Annotated in this window: 11 protein-coding genes; 10 read left to right on the top strand and 1 reads right to left on the bottom strand. The window is 56.6% G+C overall.

The annotated features are described in order from the left end of the window. The first annotated feature begins 228 nt into the window (after positions 1-228). The 10 genes from recA (at position 229) to COMA1_RS19510 (ending at position 14,168) form a co-directional block, all read left to right on the top strand. Complete coding sequence (recA, locus tag COMA1_RS19555) at positions 229-1,308, top strand: recombinase RecA (RefSeq protein WP_090751221.1); 1,080 nt, start codon at positions 229-231, stop codon at positions 1,306-1,308. Then, positions 1,283-1,819, top strand: coding sequence for a regulatory protein RecX (locus COMA1_RS19550; protein WP_090751220.1), 537 nt, complete (start codon positions 1,283-1,285; stop codon positions 1,817-1,819). The genes recA and COMA1_RS19550 overlap by 26 nt, the downstream gene beginning before the upstream one ends. Further along, entirely contained in the window at positions 1,806-4,442 is a 2,637-nt protein-coding gene (gene alaS, locus COMA1_RS19545; protein ID WP_090751219.1) for an alanine--tRNA ligase, read from the top strand. Before COMA1_RS19550 ends, alaS begins: the two co-directional genes overlap by 14 nt. A gap of 6 nt (positions 4,443-4,448) precedes the next feature. Then, positions 4,449-5,033, top strand: coding sequence for a Holliday junction resolvase RuvX (ruvX, locus tag COMA1_RS19540; RefSeq protein WP_090751218.1), 585 nt, complete (start codon positions 4,449-4,451; stop codon positions 5,031-5,033). Then, positions 4,948-6,030 carry an endolytic transglycosylase MltG gene (gene mltG / locus COMA1_RS19535; RefSeq protein WP_090751217.1) on the top strand — a complete coding sequence of 361 codons (1,083 nt, stop codon included), beginning with the start codon at positions 4,948-4,950 and terminating at the stop codon, positions 6,028-6,030. Before ruvX ends, mltG begins: the two co-directional genes overlap by 86 nt. A 3-nt stretch (positions 6,031-6,033) precedes the next feature. Continuing rightward, positions 6,034-6,711, top strand: a complete 678-nt coding sequence (gene deoC, locus COMA1_RS19530) for a deoxyribose-phosphate aldolase (protein ID WP_090751216.1) — start codon at positions 6,034-6,036, stop codon at positions 6,709-6,711. A 1,126-nt stretch (positions 6,712-7,837) separates the two neighbouring features. Then, a complete protein-coding gene (locus tag COMA1_RS19525) occupies positions 7,838-8,995 on the top strand; it encodes a phosphopentomutase (protein WP_090751215.1) in 1,158 nt (385 codons plus the stop codon). A 42-nt stretch (positions 8,996-9,037) separates the two neighbouring features. Beyond that, a complete protein-coding gene (locus COMA1_RS19520; protein ID WP_090751214.1) occupies positions 9,038-9,499 on the top strand; it encodes a RidA family protein in 462 nt (153 codons plus the stop codon). A 599-nt stretch (positions 9,500-10,098) separates the two neighbouring features. Further along, on the top strand, positions 10,099-12,321 hold the full coding sequence (locus COMA1_RS19515; RefSeq protein WP_090751213.1) for a hypothetical protein: 2,223 nt from the start codon (positions 10,099-10,101) through the stop codon (positions 12,319-12,321). Beyond that, positions 12,318-14,168: a hypothetical protein gene (locus COMA1_RS19510; protein WP_090751212.1), complete on the top strand. Its 1,851-nt coding sequence runs from the start codon at positions 12,318-12,320 to the stop codon at positions 14,166-14,168. Before COMA1_RS19515 ends, COMA1_RS19510 begins: the two co-directional genes overlap by 4 nt. Before the next feature lie 544 nt (positions 14,169-14,712). Here COMA1_RS19510 and COMA1_RS19505 read toward each other — a convergent pair. Next, positions 14,713-15,729, bottom strand: coding sequence for an IS110 family RNA-guided transposase (locus COMA1_RS19505; RefSeq protein WP_090751211.1), 1,017 nt, complete (start codon positions 15,727-15,729; stop codon positions 14,713-14,715). Between the last annotated feature and the right edge of the window lie 88 nt (positions 15,730-15,817).

Here is a 15,817-nt window from a genome sequence, read left to right as displayed (position 1 = left end):
GCTAAGCCTGATGCGCGGGCTTGCGGATGGAGTTGGCGGCTTTCAGGAGTGTGCGGATGGCGGCTAGAGGGCTTCTAGCTATTGATTTCCCGCTTCCTTACTCATCAGCTTTATGTGCTCCCTTAAAGATCGTGAATGACATCCCGCCGGTAAGATCAGACTAGGTTTCCCCTGGCCGCTTCGGTATAATCCCCTGATACATCCCGTTCACCCTGTGAGGAGATTCGTATGTCCGAAAAAGACGACAAGAAGCGCGCACTGGACTTGGCCCTGTCCCAGATCGAGAAGCAGTATGGGAAGGGGGCGATCATGAAGCTGGGCGCCGAGGAGAAGGTCGATGTCCCGGCTATTTCCACCGGTTCGCTCGGTCTCGATATTGCCCTTGGGGTCGGCGGGCTTCCGCGCGGACGGGTGATTGAGATCTTTGGCCCGGAGGCGTCAGGGAAGACGACGATGACGTTGCATTGTATTGCCGAGGCACAGAAGGTGGGAGGGGTCGCCGCGTTTATCGACGCGGAACATGCATTGGACCTGACCTATGCCAAGAAATTGGGAGTGCAAGCCGATGATCTCCTCGTGTCACAGCCCGATACGGGGGAGCAGGCATTGGAGATTGCTGAAACGTTGGTTCGGAGCGGGGCGATTGATCTGATCGTGGTCGATTCGGTCGCGGCGTTGACGCCGCGGGCTGAGATCGAAGGTGAGATGGGTGATGCCCACATGGGGCTTCAGGCACGGTTGATGTCGCAGGCCTTGAGAAAGCTCACGGGGGCTATCTCAAAATCGTTGACGACCGTCATCTTTATCAATCAAATCCGTATGAAGCTCGGTGTCATGTTTGGCAATCCAGAGACCACGACGGGTGGGAACGCGCTCAAGTTTTATTCCTCCGTCCGTTTGGATATTCGACGGATTGAATCCATCAAGGAAGGTCAGGACGTGATGGGGAGCCGGGTCCGCGTGAAGGTGGTCAAGAACAAAATGGCACCGCCGTTTCGTCAGGCGGAGTTCGACATCATGTTTGCCGAGGGGATTTCCAAAACCGGCGAGCTCGTGGATATGGGGGTCGACAAGAAGATCATCGATAAGTCCGGTGCCTGGTATTCCTATAACGGCGAACGGATCGGCCAGGGACGCGACGCGGCTCGAGAGTTTCTGAAGACGAATGTCGTCGCCGCTCGCGAGGTTGAACAGAAACTTCGGGAGGCGGCCGGCGTTCCCGCACGTGGAGAGAAGAAAACGGAAGGGAAAGAGACCAAAGAGGACAAACCGGTTGCGCGAAGTGAAGAAAAGCGGGCGCATCGGTGACGGGCGGACGACAAGGGCTCGCTCCCGTGCCATGCCCACAAGCCTGGATGCAGTAATCCGGCTCGCGGTTCGCTTTTTGGCACAGCGAGAGCGCACGGTTGCTCAGGTCGAACGGTTTCTCCGCTCACGAGGGGTCGACCCTCCCCACATCGAACAGGCCATTTGCCGCCTGACGGACCTCCGGTACCTCGACGATCGTGCCTATGCCCAGCGATGGGTGGAGAAGCGCCTGGCGACCAAGCCGATGGGGCCGGAACGGCTGAAGGCGGAATTGCTGACCAAGGGCATTTCCGATGGCGTGACCGACCTGGTTCTCACTGAGGTCTTTCAGCGTCATAACGAGGAGATCGTTGCGCGCCGTGCCCTCCAGGCCATGCCCCATCAGGGGACGCGATCGGCCCAGGGGTACATGGCGCGGTTCCTCCATCAGCGGGGTTTCAGTGACGAGGTGATTGAACGTATGATGACGGAGTTCAAGAGAAGTGAGGACGTGGTCCATGAAGACGAATAGTGCAACCGAGCTGCGGCGGGCCTTTATCCGATATTTCGAAAAGCACGGGCATCAGGCGGTGCCGAGTGCCTCCCTTCTGCCGCAAGCCGATCCCACCTTGCTCTTTACCAATGCCGGGATGAATCAGTTCAAGCGGGTGTTTCTTGGGGAGGACACACGCGCCTATACGCGGGCCGTGTCGGTTCAGAAGTGTTTGCGCGCGGGGGGGAAGCATAACGATTTGGAGAATGTCGGATATACCAGGCGCCATCACACTTTCTTCGAGATGTTGGGGAACTTTTCGTTCGGAGATTACTTCAAAGAAGACGCGATTGTGTTCGGGTGGGAATTTCTTACGCAAACAGTCGGACTCACCAAAGATCGGCTTTGGGTGACGATCTTTCGAGAGGACGACGAAGCGGATCGCTTGTGGAGAAAGATCGGGGTTCCTGCCTCGCGTATTATGCGGTGCGATGAGAAAGATAATTTCTGGCAGATGGCGGACACCGGTCCCTGCGGGCCCTGTTCTGAAATCCATTTCGATCAAGGAGCCATTGTCCCAGGCGATGATCGACCGAACAGCGAGGGCGACCGAGTCATCGAGATTTGGAATCTGGTCTTCATGCAGTACAACCGGGACACGTCCGGAACCCTCCACCCCTTGCCGAAGCCCAGTATCGATACCGGGATGGGGTTGGAGCGGTTGGCTGCGGTGGCTCAGGGTGTCCATAGCAATTATGACAGTGACCTCTTTACGCCGTTGTTGGCGGCCATTGCCGAGCGGGCCGGCACAGCGTACGGCAAGAAAGAGGTGTCGGATCGGTCCATGCGAGTCATCGCCGATCATTTGCGCGCCGTGACATTTTTAATGACGGATGGAGTCTTACCGTCGAATGAGGGGCGGGGGTATGTCTTGCGCAGAATCCTGCGCCGTGCGGCTCGACATGGCCGATTGCTGGGGATCGTTGAACCATTCCTCCACGAATTGACTGCGGCGGTCGTGAGCCAGATGGGCGCTGCCTATTCGGAGATTACCCGCGCGGCCAACACGATCACTGAGGCGACCCGTGGGGAAGAAGAACGGTTTATTGCGACGCTCGATCAGGGGTTGCCGATCTTGAACGAGATGATCGAGAAGACGCGATCTGCCGGGCGAACGGTGTTGGCCGGCGGAGATGTCTTCAAACTCTACGATACCTATGGGTTCCCGATGGATCTCATGACCGAGGCCTGTCGTGAACAAAGTATGACCATCGATGAGGCGGGATTTGATGCAGCGATCGACGAACAACGGACTCGAGCCAGGAAAACCGGCGGGTTTGAACAAGATACGGCCAGGCCCGCTGTCGCCGAGTTAGCGAAGCGGGTTGGTCCCACACAATTCATCGGCTATGACCGACTGGAAAGTGATGCCGTGCTCCGTGCAATTCTCAAGGGCGAACAGTTGGTGAAGGAAGCGAGGGACGGGGACGAGATTGAGGTGGCTCTCGATGTCACGTCGTTTTATGCCGAAGGGGGTGGACAAGTCGGAGACCGAGGAACCTTGTCGGGGCCGGAGGGGTTGGTGGAGATCACGGAGACCACAAGGCCTGCACCGATGCTGATTCTTCACAAGGGGACGGTTCGCCAAGGACGCATTCGTGAAGGCGAGCGGTTACACCTAACGGTCAATGCCTCGACACGCCAGGATGCGGCGCGCAATCATACGGCGACACATCTGGTCCATGCGGCCCTGCGCGATCTGCTCGGCCCACACGTGAAACAGTATGGCTCGTTGGTCGGGCCCAATCGGCTTCGGTTCGACTTTGCCCATTTCCGGCCATTGTCCTCTCGTGATATCGACGAGATTGAATCGACGGTCAACAAGGAAATCAGAAAGAACGAGTCGGTGTCCACCGAGGTGATGAGTATTCAGGACGCGGTGGCCAAAGGCGCGTTGGCATTTTTTGGTGACAAGTATGGCGAGCAGGTTCGGGTGGTGTCCGTTGAGTCCTTTAGTAAGGAGCTCTGTGGAGGGACGCATTGCCGACAGACCGGTGAGATCGGACTCTTTCGGATTGTGTCCGAGACCGGTGTCGCCGCCGGCGTGCGACGACTTGAAGCTCAAACCGGCAGCGGCGCGTACAATCAAATCAAGACACTGGAGGCTGAAGTTCGACAGCTGTCTGACTTGTTGAAAGTGGGGCAGTCGGAGATCGTCGCACGGACGAGAAAGCTGCTGACGCAGCTCAAGGACAAAGAACGTGAGCTGGAGGACGTGAAGCTCAAGATGGCCGGGGGAGCGGCAGCTGCCTCAACGATCAAGAGCATTGCCGGTGTGTCGGTCCACGTACAGCGGACTGATGGATTGGATGCGAACGCCATGCGGGCGCTGGCCGACCAGTTGCGGGACAAGATGAAGAGCGGTGTCATCGCGCTTGGTGCGGTCATGGATGAAGGAAAGGTTTCGTTGCTGGTCGTTGTGACAAAAGATCTCATCGGACGAGTCAAGGCGGGAGATCTCATCAAGCCGATGGCCGCCGAAGTCGGTGGCACCGGCGGGGGCCGCCCGGAAATGGCTCAAGCGGGAGGGAAGGATGCCTCACGTCTTGATGCGGCGCTCGAAAAGGTTTTTAGCCTGGTCGAAACTCTGCTCCAGCGGTAAACTGTCATGGCAACTAGGATCTTGGCTCTTGACTACGGCACCAAGCGGATCGGAGTGGCATTGAGCGATGAGCTTGGGTGGACGGCTCAACCGCTTGAAACGTTGGAACGGAGGACGCTGGATCGGGATCTTGCACACATTCAACAGCTGGTGAATGCGCACGATGTCCGAGAGGTGGTGATTGGACTCCCGTTACGACTCAATGGTGAAGAGGGACCGGCGGTTCAGGCGGTCCATATGTTCGTCGACCGACTCGGTGAGATCTTATCCGTCCCCATCGTCATGTGGGACGAGCGGATGACGACTCGATCGGCTGAAGAGTTATTGATTGCCGCCGATGTCAGTCGAAGAAAACGTAAAGGAGTCGTCGATCGTGTTGCCGCAGCCATTCTTTTGCAAGGCTATCTTGAAGCCAAGACGGCTGCAGTAGGCTCTGGCGAGGAACATCGCTCGGCACAAGAGACAGAAGAAGAGTGGGTAGAGTCGTCGTCAATCGATCAATCGCATGATGGTTCGTGGGATCCTCATCACCGCCGTCACTCTCGTCGTGCTCGCCGGGGTGGTCGGCTATCTAATGATTCGATGGGCTGAAGCGCCCGTCCTTTCCGAGGCCGATCGTCCTCCCGAGAAAATTGTGGTCATCCCGGAAGGGGCCACCTTCAACCAAGCGGCGACCCTACTTGAACGGGAGCAATTGATCAGGAGTCGATCCGCTTTTCTCCTCATGGGAAAATCCCAGGAGGCGGACCGCAAGATTCATCCCGGAGAATATGCGCTCCATGCCGCCATGCCGCCGTCCGAGATTCTCTCGAGGTTTCTGGCCGGTCGCGTAGTCTTGCATCCCATCACCATTCCTGAGGGTTATGCCATGAGCCAAATCGCTGATGTTCTCGAGGAACATCATATTACCACTCGCAAGGAATTTCTCAGTCTGGCCTCGGACAAGTCATTCCTGAAAACGCTGGGAGTGGAGGGTGATTCAGTGGAGGGCTACCTCTATCCCGACACCTACCGGTTTGCGAAACCGACGGCGGCGAAGGATGTGATTAGGGCGATGGTGGAACAGTTCGATCATGTCATGACGCAAGAGTTGAAAGTGCGGGCCAAAGAGATCAACCTCACGGTCCATCAAGTCTTGACTCTCGCTTCGGTGATTGAAAAAGAAACTGGGGCAGGAAATGAACGCCCACAGATTTCAGCGGTCTTTCACAATCGGTTGAAGAAAAACATTCCGCTCCAGAGTGATCCAACCGTCATCTATGGGTTGCCGACTTTCGATGGGAATCTGCATAAGAAGGACCTTTCCCATCCCAGTCCTTACAATACGTATCGGTGGGCGGGGTTGCCGCCTGGTCCGATCGCCAGTCCTGGAGCGGACGCGATCCGTGCGGCCTTGTATCCTGTTCCATCCGCGTACTTGTATTTCGTGTCGCGAAACGATGGGACTCATCAATTTTCCGCCACCTTGGTTGAACACAACAAGGCGGTGGAACGGTACCAAAAACGTCCATTCAGAAAAGAGCGTCATTCGCAGACATTCATGATCCCCAAGAATAATGCCATCCATCACGAACAAGGAGTCTCGTAACGCATGTCACGTTGGAATCTTCCTGCGCTGATCGACCATACCGTCTTGAGGCCTGAGGCGACGAAACAGGATGTGCTTCGGCTTTGTGAGGAGGCGAAGGCCCATGGGTTTACCGTCATATTTGTCCCGCCTTGTTACGTCGATGAAGCGGCAGCGGCGATCGTTGGCACGACCATCCGGCTTGGGATCCCGATCGGATTTCCGCTGGGTGGGCATACGACGAGCACCAAAGTCGCTGAAGCGGTCGACGCGGTCTCTCGCGGGGCCCGGGTGTTGGATATGGTGCTGAACGTCAGCCGACTGAAGTCCGGTGACTATGACTCTGTGCGGAGGGATATCGCGGAAGTTGTGAAGGCGACACCAGGGGTCGAACATAAAGTTATTCTCGAGACCTGTTATCTCACCCAGGAAGAAAAGCGAACCGCTTGTCATCTCGTGGTTGAGGCAGGAGCAGAGTATGTGAAGACCTCGACGGGGTTCGGTGCTTCCGGAGCGACTGTGGCAGATGTGCGTTTACTGAAAGAGACCGTAGCGGGGAAGGCCAAGGTCAAGGCTTCAGGCGGGATCCGGGATTGGAAGACAACCCTGGCAATGCTCGACGCCGGTTCGGATCGGATCGGCACGAGTGCAAGCCTCACGATTCTTCAACAATGGCATACATCGCTCGGCCAGGGTGGATAGGCTCACAGAGCGTAAGGGCAAACTCTTCGCAATCGCGTGAACTGCTCGGTTACCCTATCGTCGAACAGCTCTTGAAACTACCGCAAGATTGAAAACCATCTGCAATCTGTCGGCAGCAGAATATACGAGAGAATCAGTGGGCTCCCCGTTGTTGCTAGCCCGCATTATTCATGACTGTTCGTGGCGAAACCGCCCAGCCGCGTTGTGAGATCGGCGCGCGGAGCCTTGAGGACCTGAGGCGTACTCATGCAGTACGTCGAAGGTCTGAAGGGCGAGCCTGTCGGCCGCAGGCTTGTCGTAACAGCGGATCGGTGGTTGCAGCAGAAGAGTCATGAATAATGCGGGCTAGGCTAGACCCATTTCAATAATTTTCTTCCTACGTCCTCTTGGATCCTCTTGATGGTTCCATACGTCTCTATGGCGACTCACGGTGATTTGGTAGAGTGAGTCGACGATCAATCGCGTCATCCTCCTCGTGATGGACGGGTGTGTGACCGAAGCCTTACCGGATGCAGCCGACGACGGCGGTGGTGAGCCCGATTCTCGTGTCTATCTAGCAGAGTATGGATGAAGTGGTCTTGTTGCCAGAATTCTGTTTTCCGGCTTTGTCCAAGGTCTTGGTGATGGCTCGATACGTTTCTCCGTTGACATGTCGTAATTTAGGTGAGGTGAACAGATGATTCAACGCGTCATCCTCCTCGTGATGGACGGGTGTGTGACCGAAGCCTTACCGGATGCAGCCGACGACGGCGGTGGTGAGCCCGATTCTCGTGTCTATCTAGCAGAGTATGGATGAAGTGGTCTTGTTGCCAGAATTCTGTTTTCCGGCTTTGTCCAAGGTCTTGGTGATGGCTCGATACGTTTCTCCGTTGACATGTCGTAATTTAGGTGAGGTGAACAGATGATTCAACGCGTCATCCTCCTCGTGATGGACGGGTGTGCGACCGAAGCCTTACCGGATGCAGCCGACGACGGCGGTGGTGAGCCCGATTCTCGTGTCTATCTAGCAGAGTATGGATGAAGTGGTCTTGTTGCCAGAATTCTGGTTTCCGGTTTTGTCCAAGGTCTTGGTGATGGTTCGATACGTTCCTCTGTTGACATGTCGTAATGTAGGTGAGGTGAACAGATGATTCAACGCGTCATCCTCCTCGTGATGGATGGGTGTGGGGTCGGGGCCTTACCGGATGCGGCAGACTACGGCGATGCTGAGGCGAACACCCTTGTCCATCTTGCTGAGACCGTTGGGGGACTCAGTCTGCCGAACCTAGAAATGCTGGGGTTGGGGCATGTCGCTCCGATTAAGGGTGTACGAGCCATGGGACAACCGAGCGGGTGCTTTGGGCGTCTGGCTTTCGCATCGGCAGGGAAAGATTCCGTGGCGGGATATTGGGAAATGAGCGGGGTGGTCCAGCAGAAGGGAGCGGCCGTCTGTCGTTCCGGTGTCCCCACGTCGATCGTCGATATGATCGAGCAAGTATTCGGACGAAAATCGATCGGCAGAGAGGTGGCATTGATGGGGGCGATGCTTCGTCGGTATGGTGTGGAACATATGGCGACGGGAGCGCCGATACTCTGGGCCGATGGAGGTAATACCTGTTTCCTGGCCATGCATGAATCCATCATGGCCGTGTCGGAATTCCATCACCGCTGTCGTGAAGTTCGAAAAGCCGCAAAGGAGGCGGGGGTGCTCCTTCGTGTCGTCGCCCAACCGGTGAGTGGAGGACATGATCAACTTCGTCCGTATGGTGGGAGGAAAGACTGTGTGCATGAAGCGCCCGGTGTGACGATGTTCGATGTCTTAAGTCGATCCGGTCAGATCGCGATGGGGGTCGGGAAGGTGTATGATCTCTTCAGCGGTCGTGGATTTACGAAAGCCTTTCCGATTGCATCGGGGATTGCGGGCTTGGAGGAAGTGGTCGGCCTATTGAACAAGGTTCCGCGTGGGCTGCTTGCGGCCAGTGTGGATCAGTGGTCAGAAGAGCCGACGCAGATGGCCACGGCCCTGCAAGAGTTTGATCGTCGTTTGCCGGAGTTATTTGATAAGTTGCGTCCCGGCGATATGGTCATCGTGACGGGTGATCATGGGAGAGACGGCTCCTTGACGGGCAAGACGTCCACGCGCGAATATGTGCCACTCTGTGTCACCGGTCCCAAACTGGCTCAGGGTGTCGATTTAGGGACAAGGGGGTCGGCTGCGGACGTGGGGCAGACGATAGCCGAAGCCTTGGGTGCGGATCGGGTCCTCCATGGCGAGAGTTTCCTGGATGCGCTCAGACCGGGGTAGGGATAGCAACACGTGAAGGAGGAAAGGAAATGAGAGGATAGCATGTCGTATGAAGCGAAACTGAAAGAGCTGGGATTGACGCTGCCGGATCCTCCGAAACCCGTCGCGAATTATGTTCCAGTCGTACGTGTTGGTGACCTCCTCTTTCTGTCCGGCGTGTTACCATCCCGAGACGGGCAACTCATCATGACTGGCAAGCTCGGGGGCAATCTAACCATTGAGCAAGGGATAGAAGCATCCCGAGTTGCCGTATTGAATGGGCTCAGTATCATTCGGAGTGCTGCCGGGTCGCTGGATCGTGTACAGCAAATCGTCAAGATGGTCGGCCATATTGCTTCGGCTCCTGGATTTACCGATCAGCCTCAAGTCCTCAACGGAGCTTCTGATCTTCTCGTATCGTTGTTCGGTGATGCGGGTCGTCATGCCCGTGTGGCCGTCGGTGCCGCGGAGTTGCCGCGTCATGCCCCCGTGGAAATCGAATTGATCGTCGAACTCGCCACGTAAATCATGTGAACGGCTTGCCCGTACACAATGGTCGCATCAACGTCGTGCGGACGCGGTATCAGCGATCTTCACGAGGCCGATCTTCATCGCTCGTAGCGGCATCAGGGGACAGGGGAATAGGTCGCAGGAGAGACGAGCTCCACGGACGGGACTCGACGACGACGTACCAGATCATCGTCTCTGCTGGTGAGCCGGTGGACACCGGGGATGTGAGTGGTCCGGTATGGGGCGGAATGCCCACGAAGCTGAAAGTGTCCTGCCGTATAAAGACTCCCGACCCCTTTAATGAAGGAGGCACTCCCGCTCATTGCTCAATCCCTTGTATCCGTACACAATCGCTTGGCGACCAGGTAGATCCAATTGGCCCTACCATAAGAGATCAAGTGATGGTAGGAGTAAGACCTACGATGTTTCACGAACACCGCAGGAAAGTGTCGAACAGTAGTAAGCAGTACGCATGCCAGATTCTATAGGTGTTGATCCGCGGCAGTCAACACTCTAACGGAGTGCTCGAGACATTCAAACAGCGAATGTGAGCCGGACATCAGTGGCCTCAGTACGAACAGGAAGCGTTCTGAAAAACCTATGGAGGCGTACGTATGAATAGAATGATACTCGCTTGTGCCCTGATCGTGCTTCCGGCCTTACTTGGGGCGGACCAGCAAAAGGAGTTAATGATAGAGAATCTCACGGGGTATGCCGTGGATGTGCTCTACATCACCGAGGGGAAAACCGGCTACACGAAGCACGCGATGATCGAAGCCGGCGCCATCATGGTGCAACCGGTGACACCGAACCGCACGTGGTACTTCAGGGTGCTGACGGATGGGATCATCGGCCAATACACCACGAACGCCAATGAAAAACAGCGGGTGATACTCGATCAGCACGTCCTGGATGCCGCCGGTATCCCCGCAGCCCCTCAACCGCAGCAAGGCACACGCGGCAGCACCGGCAGTCTCTTGCCGCAGCCCATGCCACCTCCGACCTTTACTAAGCCGTCTGTTGAGCCGACACCGTTGCCTCCCAAATCAGAACCGAGTGTCCAGAAAGCGCCTCCACGCGGAGCGCTGGTTGCTTGGTATGACGGCGCGCCTCCGGAGGCTCGGGCGATCACTACGAACCAGACAAAACTTCTGAATGTCGGCGAGGACGGGCTGGTCAGTGAGGTGTCCTCCTCGAAGGGCAACGAGGCGAAAACAACTGCCGCGTTCATGCTCAAAGGCGTCCCGGGGAAAAAAGATACGTATCGCATCCAAAATGTCTATTACTTGGACCGCTATCTCTACCTTGATGCCCATGCCACGGACAACGCCCCGATCCGTTGCGGCCCGGACGGCGAGACCTTGCCCACCGGCGAATGGCGCATCGAAAAGGGCCAATATTATTACAGTATTACGAATGTCGCCATCCCGAGCCTGCGCATCGGGGTGCGAGGAGGATCGGCTGTGGCCAGCGCGAAAACATACGGTATAGAAATTCCTCCTCAATTCGCCGACCTTGACGCGTCGGATGCGGAGAAGAAAAAACTTGCTTTTGACATGGCCGACAGCACGGCGTATCACGCGGGTGATGCCTTCGTCCTGTTTGATGTCGAGAGCTTTCGGTCACTGCTTGCTATGGCGCCGGCATTGGAACAATGGGGCAAGAAGATGGAGGCCCTCGAGAAAGAACGCGAGGCCAGACGCGCGGCGGCCCAAAAAGCGAAAGAGGAGGCTATCGCGCGCGAGAAGCAACGTCGCGCGCTTGCTGCCGAACCGGAAGTCATGCATCCCTTTGGATCGGACAGCGTGGGGATTCGCCTAGGCGTTGGACCCGTGTTTGAGACGAAGGAAGGGTATAAGGCGATCAAGTACAAATTTGCGCCGAATAACCAAACCCCCTACCTGACAGCAGATCTGAGAACATCCCCGAACGACCCCAGCAAAAACCAGAAAATGACGTTGTCCATTCATCCTCAAATCGCGGCCTGGGTTCAGGATGGAGAACTCTACATCGCCATCGACACGGACAAGGAAACCAGCATCGAGCTGCGGCACGGCTCTAAACCCAGCACCGACATGGCCACCGATGGAAACTTTTACGTCGGGCACGTGCGGATGAACATCATGCCGTGGGAAGCCAAGGAAGTGATGATATACCCCGCGACGGAGAATAGAGAGGTCGGCGCCGGGTCAAGCGCGGACACGAGCAAATCACTCAATGTTTCGGCGGAAGAAATCTTGGGCGCCGATATCTCCGAGTCCAAGGGATCGAACTTCAACTTTCAGGCACGGGAATACGAGGTGAGCGGTGGGCGCGGCCCTGCGGAACACGAAGCCTTCGGCTCCGTGCAATACGAATGGCATGCGTGTGGCATTGCCGATAAACTCAAGACGACCGAGAACTGCACGTATGCAACGCCCGTCGATCTCTTCGATCAGGAAACCCTCGGTCTGCGCAAGATTCCGAAAATTGCTCAGTCCATGAGAGGGCTTGAGACGCGGACGGTGCTGAAGACCCGGATACCCGTGTCGGGACTCAGTGATCGTCAGATGATCAATATCGATGTGGCTGTCCAGCTTCATATGGTGAATCTCGTCGCCAGCACCAAGCAAAACACGAAAAACAAGGACTGGAACGATTTCAAGGCCGGCTTCACGTACGTCTTTCGGCCGGATCTCTGGGACTTTGACAAGTCGTTTGAGGACCAGCACATCATTAAGGAAGCCAAATATAAGCCCATCGGTTATACGCACGCTACCACCCTCAAGCTTCAGCTTTGGATCCAGATCGAAGATCTGAAGCCGTTCATGAATGATAAGTGGAGATTCGCGCCATGAAATTATTCACGCTTCGCGATGTGGCTCTCGCGCTTCTGTTCGCATTGCTGACGGATGCAGTCTATGCCGGCAGCAGCGGCCCGACCCCCGGGCAACGAGAAAACCGCCGGGATCAAGGCGGCCAACGCGACCAGTTCACAGGGAATCCGCAGAATCGAAATGAGGCGGATGCCGACACACGGAATAATCCGGTCGCCGAGCCTGCGATCCCGACGGATGGCAATCCTGCCGCCCGTCCTGTTCCACCAACAGGACCAACTGCTGGCACTACAACCGTTCCTGCGGCTCAACCCCATCAACAAGGGAATGTGCGGCAGCGGGGACAGCAACTGGGGCTCGATCAGAAGCTAAGGGCTGGCCCACAAGGTCAACTGCACCCGCCTCAACCGCAAGCAGCGCCAATCGCTGGTACTACAAACGGTCCTGCGGCTCAACCCCATCAACAAGGGAATGTGCAGCAGCAACAGCGAGAGGGTGGACCCCCCCGAGGAGTGCCGGCTGGCAATGGGGCGCCGCCAGTAGTGAACCCTCGTAATCCTGGGGGACCAGTCGTGCTGGGTGATGTCAATGAGGCCGGAGAGGGTGGTCTCCCCCGAGGAATGCCAGCTGGCAATGGGGCGCCGCCAGTAGTGAGTCCCCGTAATCCTGGGGGACCAGTCGTGCTGGGTGACGTCAATGCGGCCGGAGAGGGTGGTCTCCCCCGAGGAGTGCCGGCTGGCAATGGGGCGCCGCCAGTGATTACACCCCGACAACTACCGTTAGCCGAACCGCAGCCACTTGCAGAAAAAATCAATTCAGAGCCCAATGCGTTACGCGTCTATGACAGGCCACGTGTTGTGAAGCCCACAATTTCTCCCTCCGCGCACCTAATCTACGAAGGGGAGTTGATCTTCAGCGGTCAGGTTCCACGCCTTGATTCGGAAGGTTTTCTACAGTTTCCAAACAAACCAGGTGAGTCACCAAAAGGGATTGGGACGTTGATTGGCGGTGGTGCCAACTCCAAAGTCTATACGAGCTCAGATGCTGGGGTAATCAAGAAGTTTGTCTACCTCGGCAGTAGTGATGCGGATCCTAATAGGAGAAGAGGCTTAAATACACTTTACGAACAAGACACTAGCCGGGCCATTCTTGGCGATATCAAACAATTAATGGCTGACGTTCCGTTTCAAGTTGTGCAGCGCGTTGAAGACTTGCTGTGGGTGAAAGCGCGAGATCAGAACAAGAAAGAGCACTGGTTTGCCCTATCGCGTGAGCAGAACATCAGTGGAGAAGAGCAGGTGACGGCTCAAGGGCATGGTGCACTCAACAACCTTGCGGGGGTCACCAACGCGCTTGACCGCCTCCAAGTTCGAGCGCCGGATCGTCGCGGGGAAACAACAAGTCTGGCGGAACGGGAGGAGTTCACGGTCAATCTCGTGATACGCACCCTCAACCAGCATGGTGTGGTGTGGACCGACCACAAACTTGCAAACTTTGACATTGTCCCTGACGGGACATCATTTACCGGTTTCAAAGTCGTGTTTTTTGATCTCGATGGATTTCGCCCGGTCAAGGGGGCCAATCGGGATGAACGCGAACGGACTGCCCGTGAACTCCAAGTGATCCATGATTCCTCAGTGGATTCTACAGATCTAACTGGTAAATTACATGCCTTCGCGCAGCGACACGGCTTGAACGGAGGCTACACCAAGGCATTTGATAACACCGTGTACGGTAAAGATATAGGTTGTTGTATTACTACGCCGGGTGCCAACGAGAATCGGGATACGTACAAGACATATAATGCGCTGAACGACGAAGTTTTTTCCAAAATAGTCAGCAGCATGAAAGCCGATCCCAAGTCATAACAACAGACATCCTGCACCAGGAAGACCGTGAAATCTGACAATATGAAGGCGGTTTCAAGTTCCAAGAACGAAATAAAGGGGTCGCCCATCTCGAAGGCTCCGGTCAAGAGGGCACAGCCGATCATGCCCTCCGTATCCTACAAACGGGGCGAGGTCTCCGACGACGTCTTCCCTCGCCATGGTGGTCGCGTGACTCCGTCGCATCCCGGTTGTCGTCGTCAGCAGTGTCAGCTCGGATTTGAGCCGCACCAGTCACCCATCAGGATCAAGGCGTGGGAGCGAGCCCCGTCGGGGATCCACTCCAGCCCCTGGCACCTCGTGCCCCAGACAACCGTCGGTTCCCGGCCGTGTCCAGCATACCTACGCACAGGACGTCTGGCTACCAGCGGGCTGGCGCCAACCCCATCATGGCTCACGGTCGAGGCGTCTCAGTCCCCACGCCAGTGGCGAGGGAGTTGAAGGGGGAAGACCGGGGCTAATCGGGAGTGCGAGGTGTGGCCTCAACCCCTTTGCGAGCTCCCAGCTCCCCCCAGCTCTGCCGCGCCTAGCCAAAAGCGCGGGACAGATCGAATGGCACCTGCGCACGGAGCATGTGATAGCAGGCCCGCGCCAATTTATGGGCCACGGCCTTCAGCGCCACAAGGGGATGCGTCCGTGCCTGCTTGCGCTGATAATACGTGCGAATCCCGGCCCCATAGCGAATGGCGAAGTGCGCCGCCTCGATGAACGCCCAGCTTAAATACTTGTTGCCGTTCTTCGTGTTGCCAGCCCCTTTGCGTTTGCCGTTACTCACATGTTCGCTGCCGACACAGCGACAGTAGGAGGCGAAGTGTCCCACGGTCGCAAACCGCCGCAGGTCACCGGCTTCCAGGAGAATGGTGCCCGCCAAGATCGGCCCGATTCCGGGGACGGTCGGTAAGAGCACATAGCCCGGCTGAGTCCGCCCCGCTTCCCGAACCGTGCCCTCAATCGTGTGAATCTCGTGCTCCAGACATTGCAGCACAGCCAACGAACTGCTGACCGATTGCACATGTTCGGGAAATGGCACAAGTGCCTGAATGCCCTCTGGGGTGAGCTGTCGAAGCCGAGGGAGGGAGAGCCGATTGCCAGTCAGTCGTGTCAGCAGGCTTTGTAGGCTCAGCACGACCATGGTCTTGTGCCGAACCAACTGACTGCGCTTCCGCAACAAGTCCCGCACGGCCCGTTCCGCTTTGGGGTAAATGTACCCGGTAGGGAGCAAACCTAGCCGGAGTAAATGGGCTAACCACTGCGCATCGTGTTGATCGTCAACATGCTTGAGCCCACTATACTGCGGCAGGGCTGGTGCATGAGCGAGGTGGACCCGGTACCCTGCTTCCATGAGCCCGTCGACTAACCAGTACCAATTATAGGTGGACTCAACGACCACGCCCTGCAGCGTGGTCTGATACGGTGTTAAGGCCGTGAAGATCACGGCCAGGTCATTGCGGAGGCGTTTCTGATACAGCACTCGATCCGCTTCATCAATCACGACCAGCACACTATTCGTGGCATGGAGATCAATGCCCGCATAACACATCATCGCAACCTCCTCGGTTAAAGTGGATGAGCCCGTCGCGTTAGCAACGACTCTACTCTTCAAGAGAGGAGCCTTCGAGATGATTATCGGG

The sequence above is a fragment of the Candidatus Nitrospira nitrosa genome, assembly GCF_001458735.1.
Classification (GTDB): Bacteria; Nitrospirota; Nitrospiria; order Nitrospirales; family Nitrospiraceae; genus Nitrospira_D; species Nitrospira_D nitrosa.
Note: the sequence above shows the minus strand (reverse complement) of the source record. Positions and strands in the feature narration are given on the sequence as shown.

Excerpts from the sequence above, each read along its gene's own strand:
- recA (WP_090751221.1), top strand. The coding sequence starts at position 229 with ATGTCCGAAAAAGACGACAAGAAGCGCGCACTGGACTTGGCCCTGTCC.
- alaS (WP_090751219.1), top strand. The coding sequence starts at position 1,806 with ATGAAGACGAATAGTGCAACCGAGCTGCGGCGGGCCTTTATCCGATAT.
- ruvX (WP_090751218.1), top strand. The coding sequence starts at position 4,449 with ATGGCAACTAGGATCTTGGCTCTTGACTACGGCACCAAGCGGATCGGA.
- mltG (WP_090751217.1), top strand. The coding sequence starts at position 4,948 with ATGATGGTTCGTGGGATCCTCATCACCGCCGTCACTCTCGTCGTGCTC.
- deoC (WP_090751216.1), top strand. The coding sequence starts at position 6,034 with ATGTCACGTTGGAATCTTCCTGCGCTGATCGACCATACCGTCTTGAGG.
- COMA1_RS19525 (WP_090751215.1), top strand. The coding sequence starts at position 7,838 with ATGATTCAACGCGTCATCCTCCTCGTGATGGATGGGTGTGGGGTCGGG.
- COMA1_RS19520 (WP_090751214.1), top strand. The coding sequence starts at position 9,038 with ATGTCGTATGAAGCGAAACTGAAAGAGCTGGGATTGACGCTGCCGGAT.
- COMA1_RS19515 (WP_090751213.1), top strand. The coding sequence starts at position 10,099 with ATGAATAGAATGATACTCGCTTGTGCCCTGATCGTGCTTCCGGCCTTA.
- COMA1_RS19510 (WP_090751212.1), top strand. The coding sequence starts at position 12,318 with ATGAAATTATTCACGCTTCGCGATGTGGCTCTCGCGCTTCTGTTCGCA.
- COMA1_RS19505 (WP_090751211.1), bottom strand. The coding sequence starts at position 15,729 with ATGATGTGTTATGCGGGCATTGATCTCCATGCCACGAATAGTGTGCTG.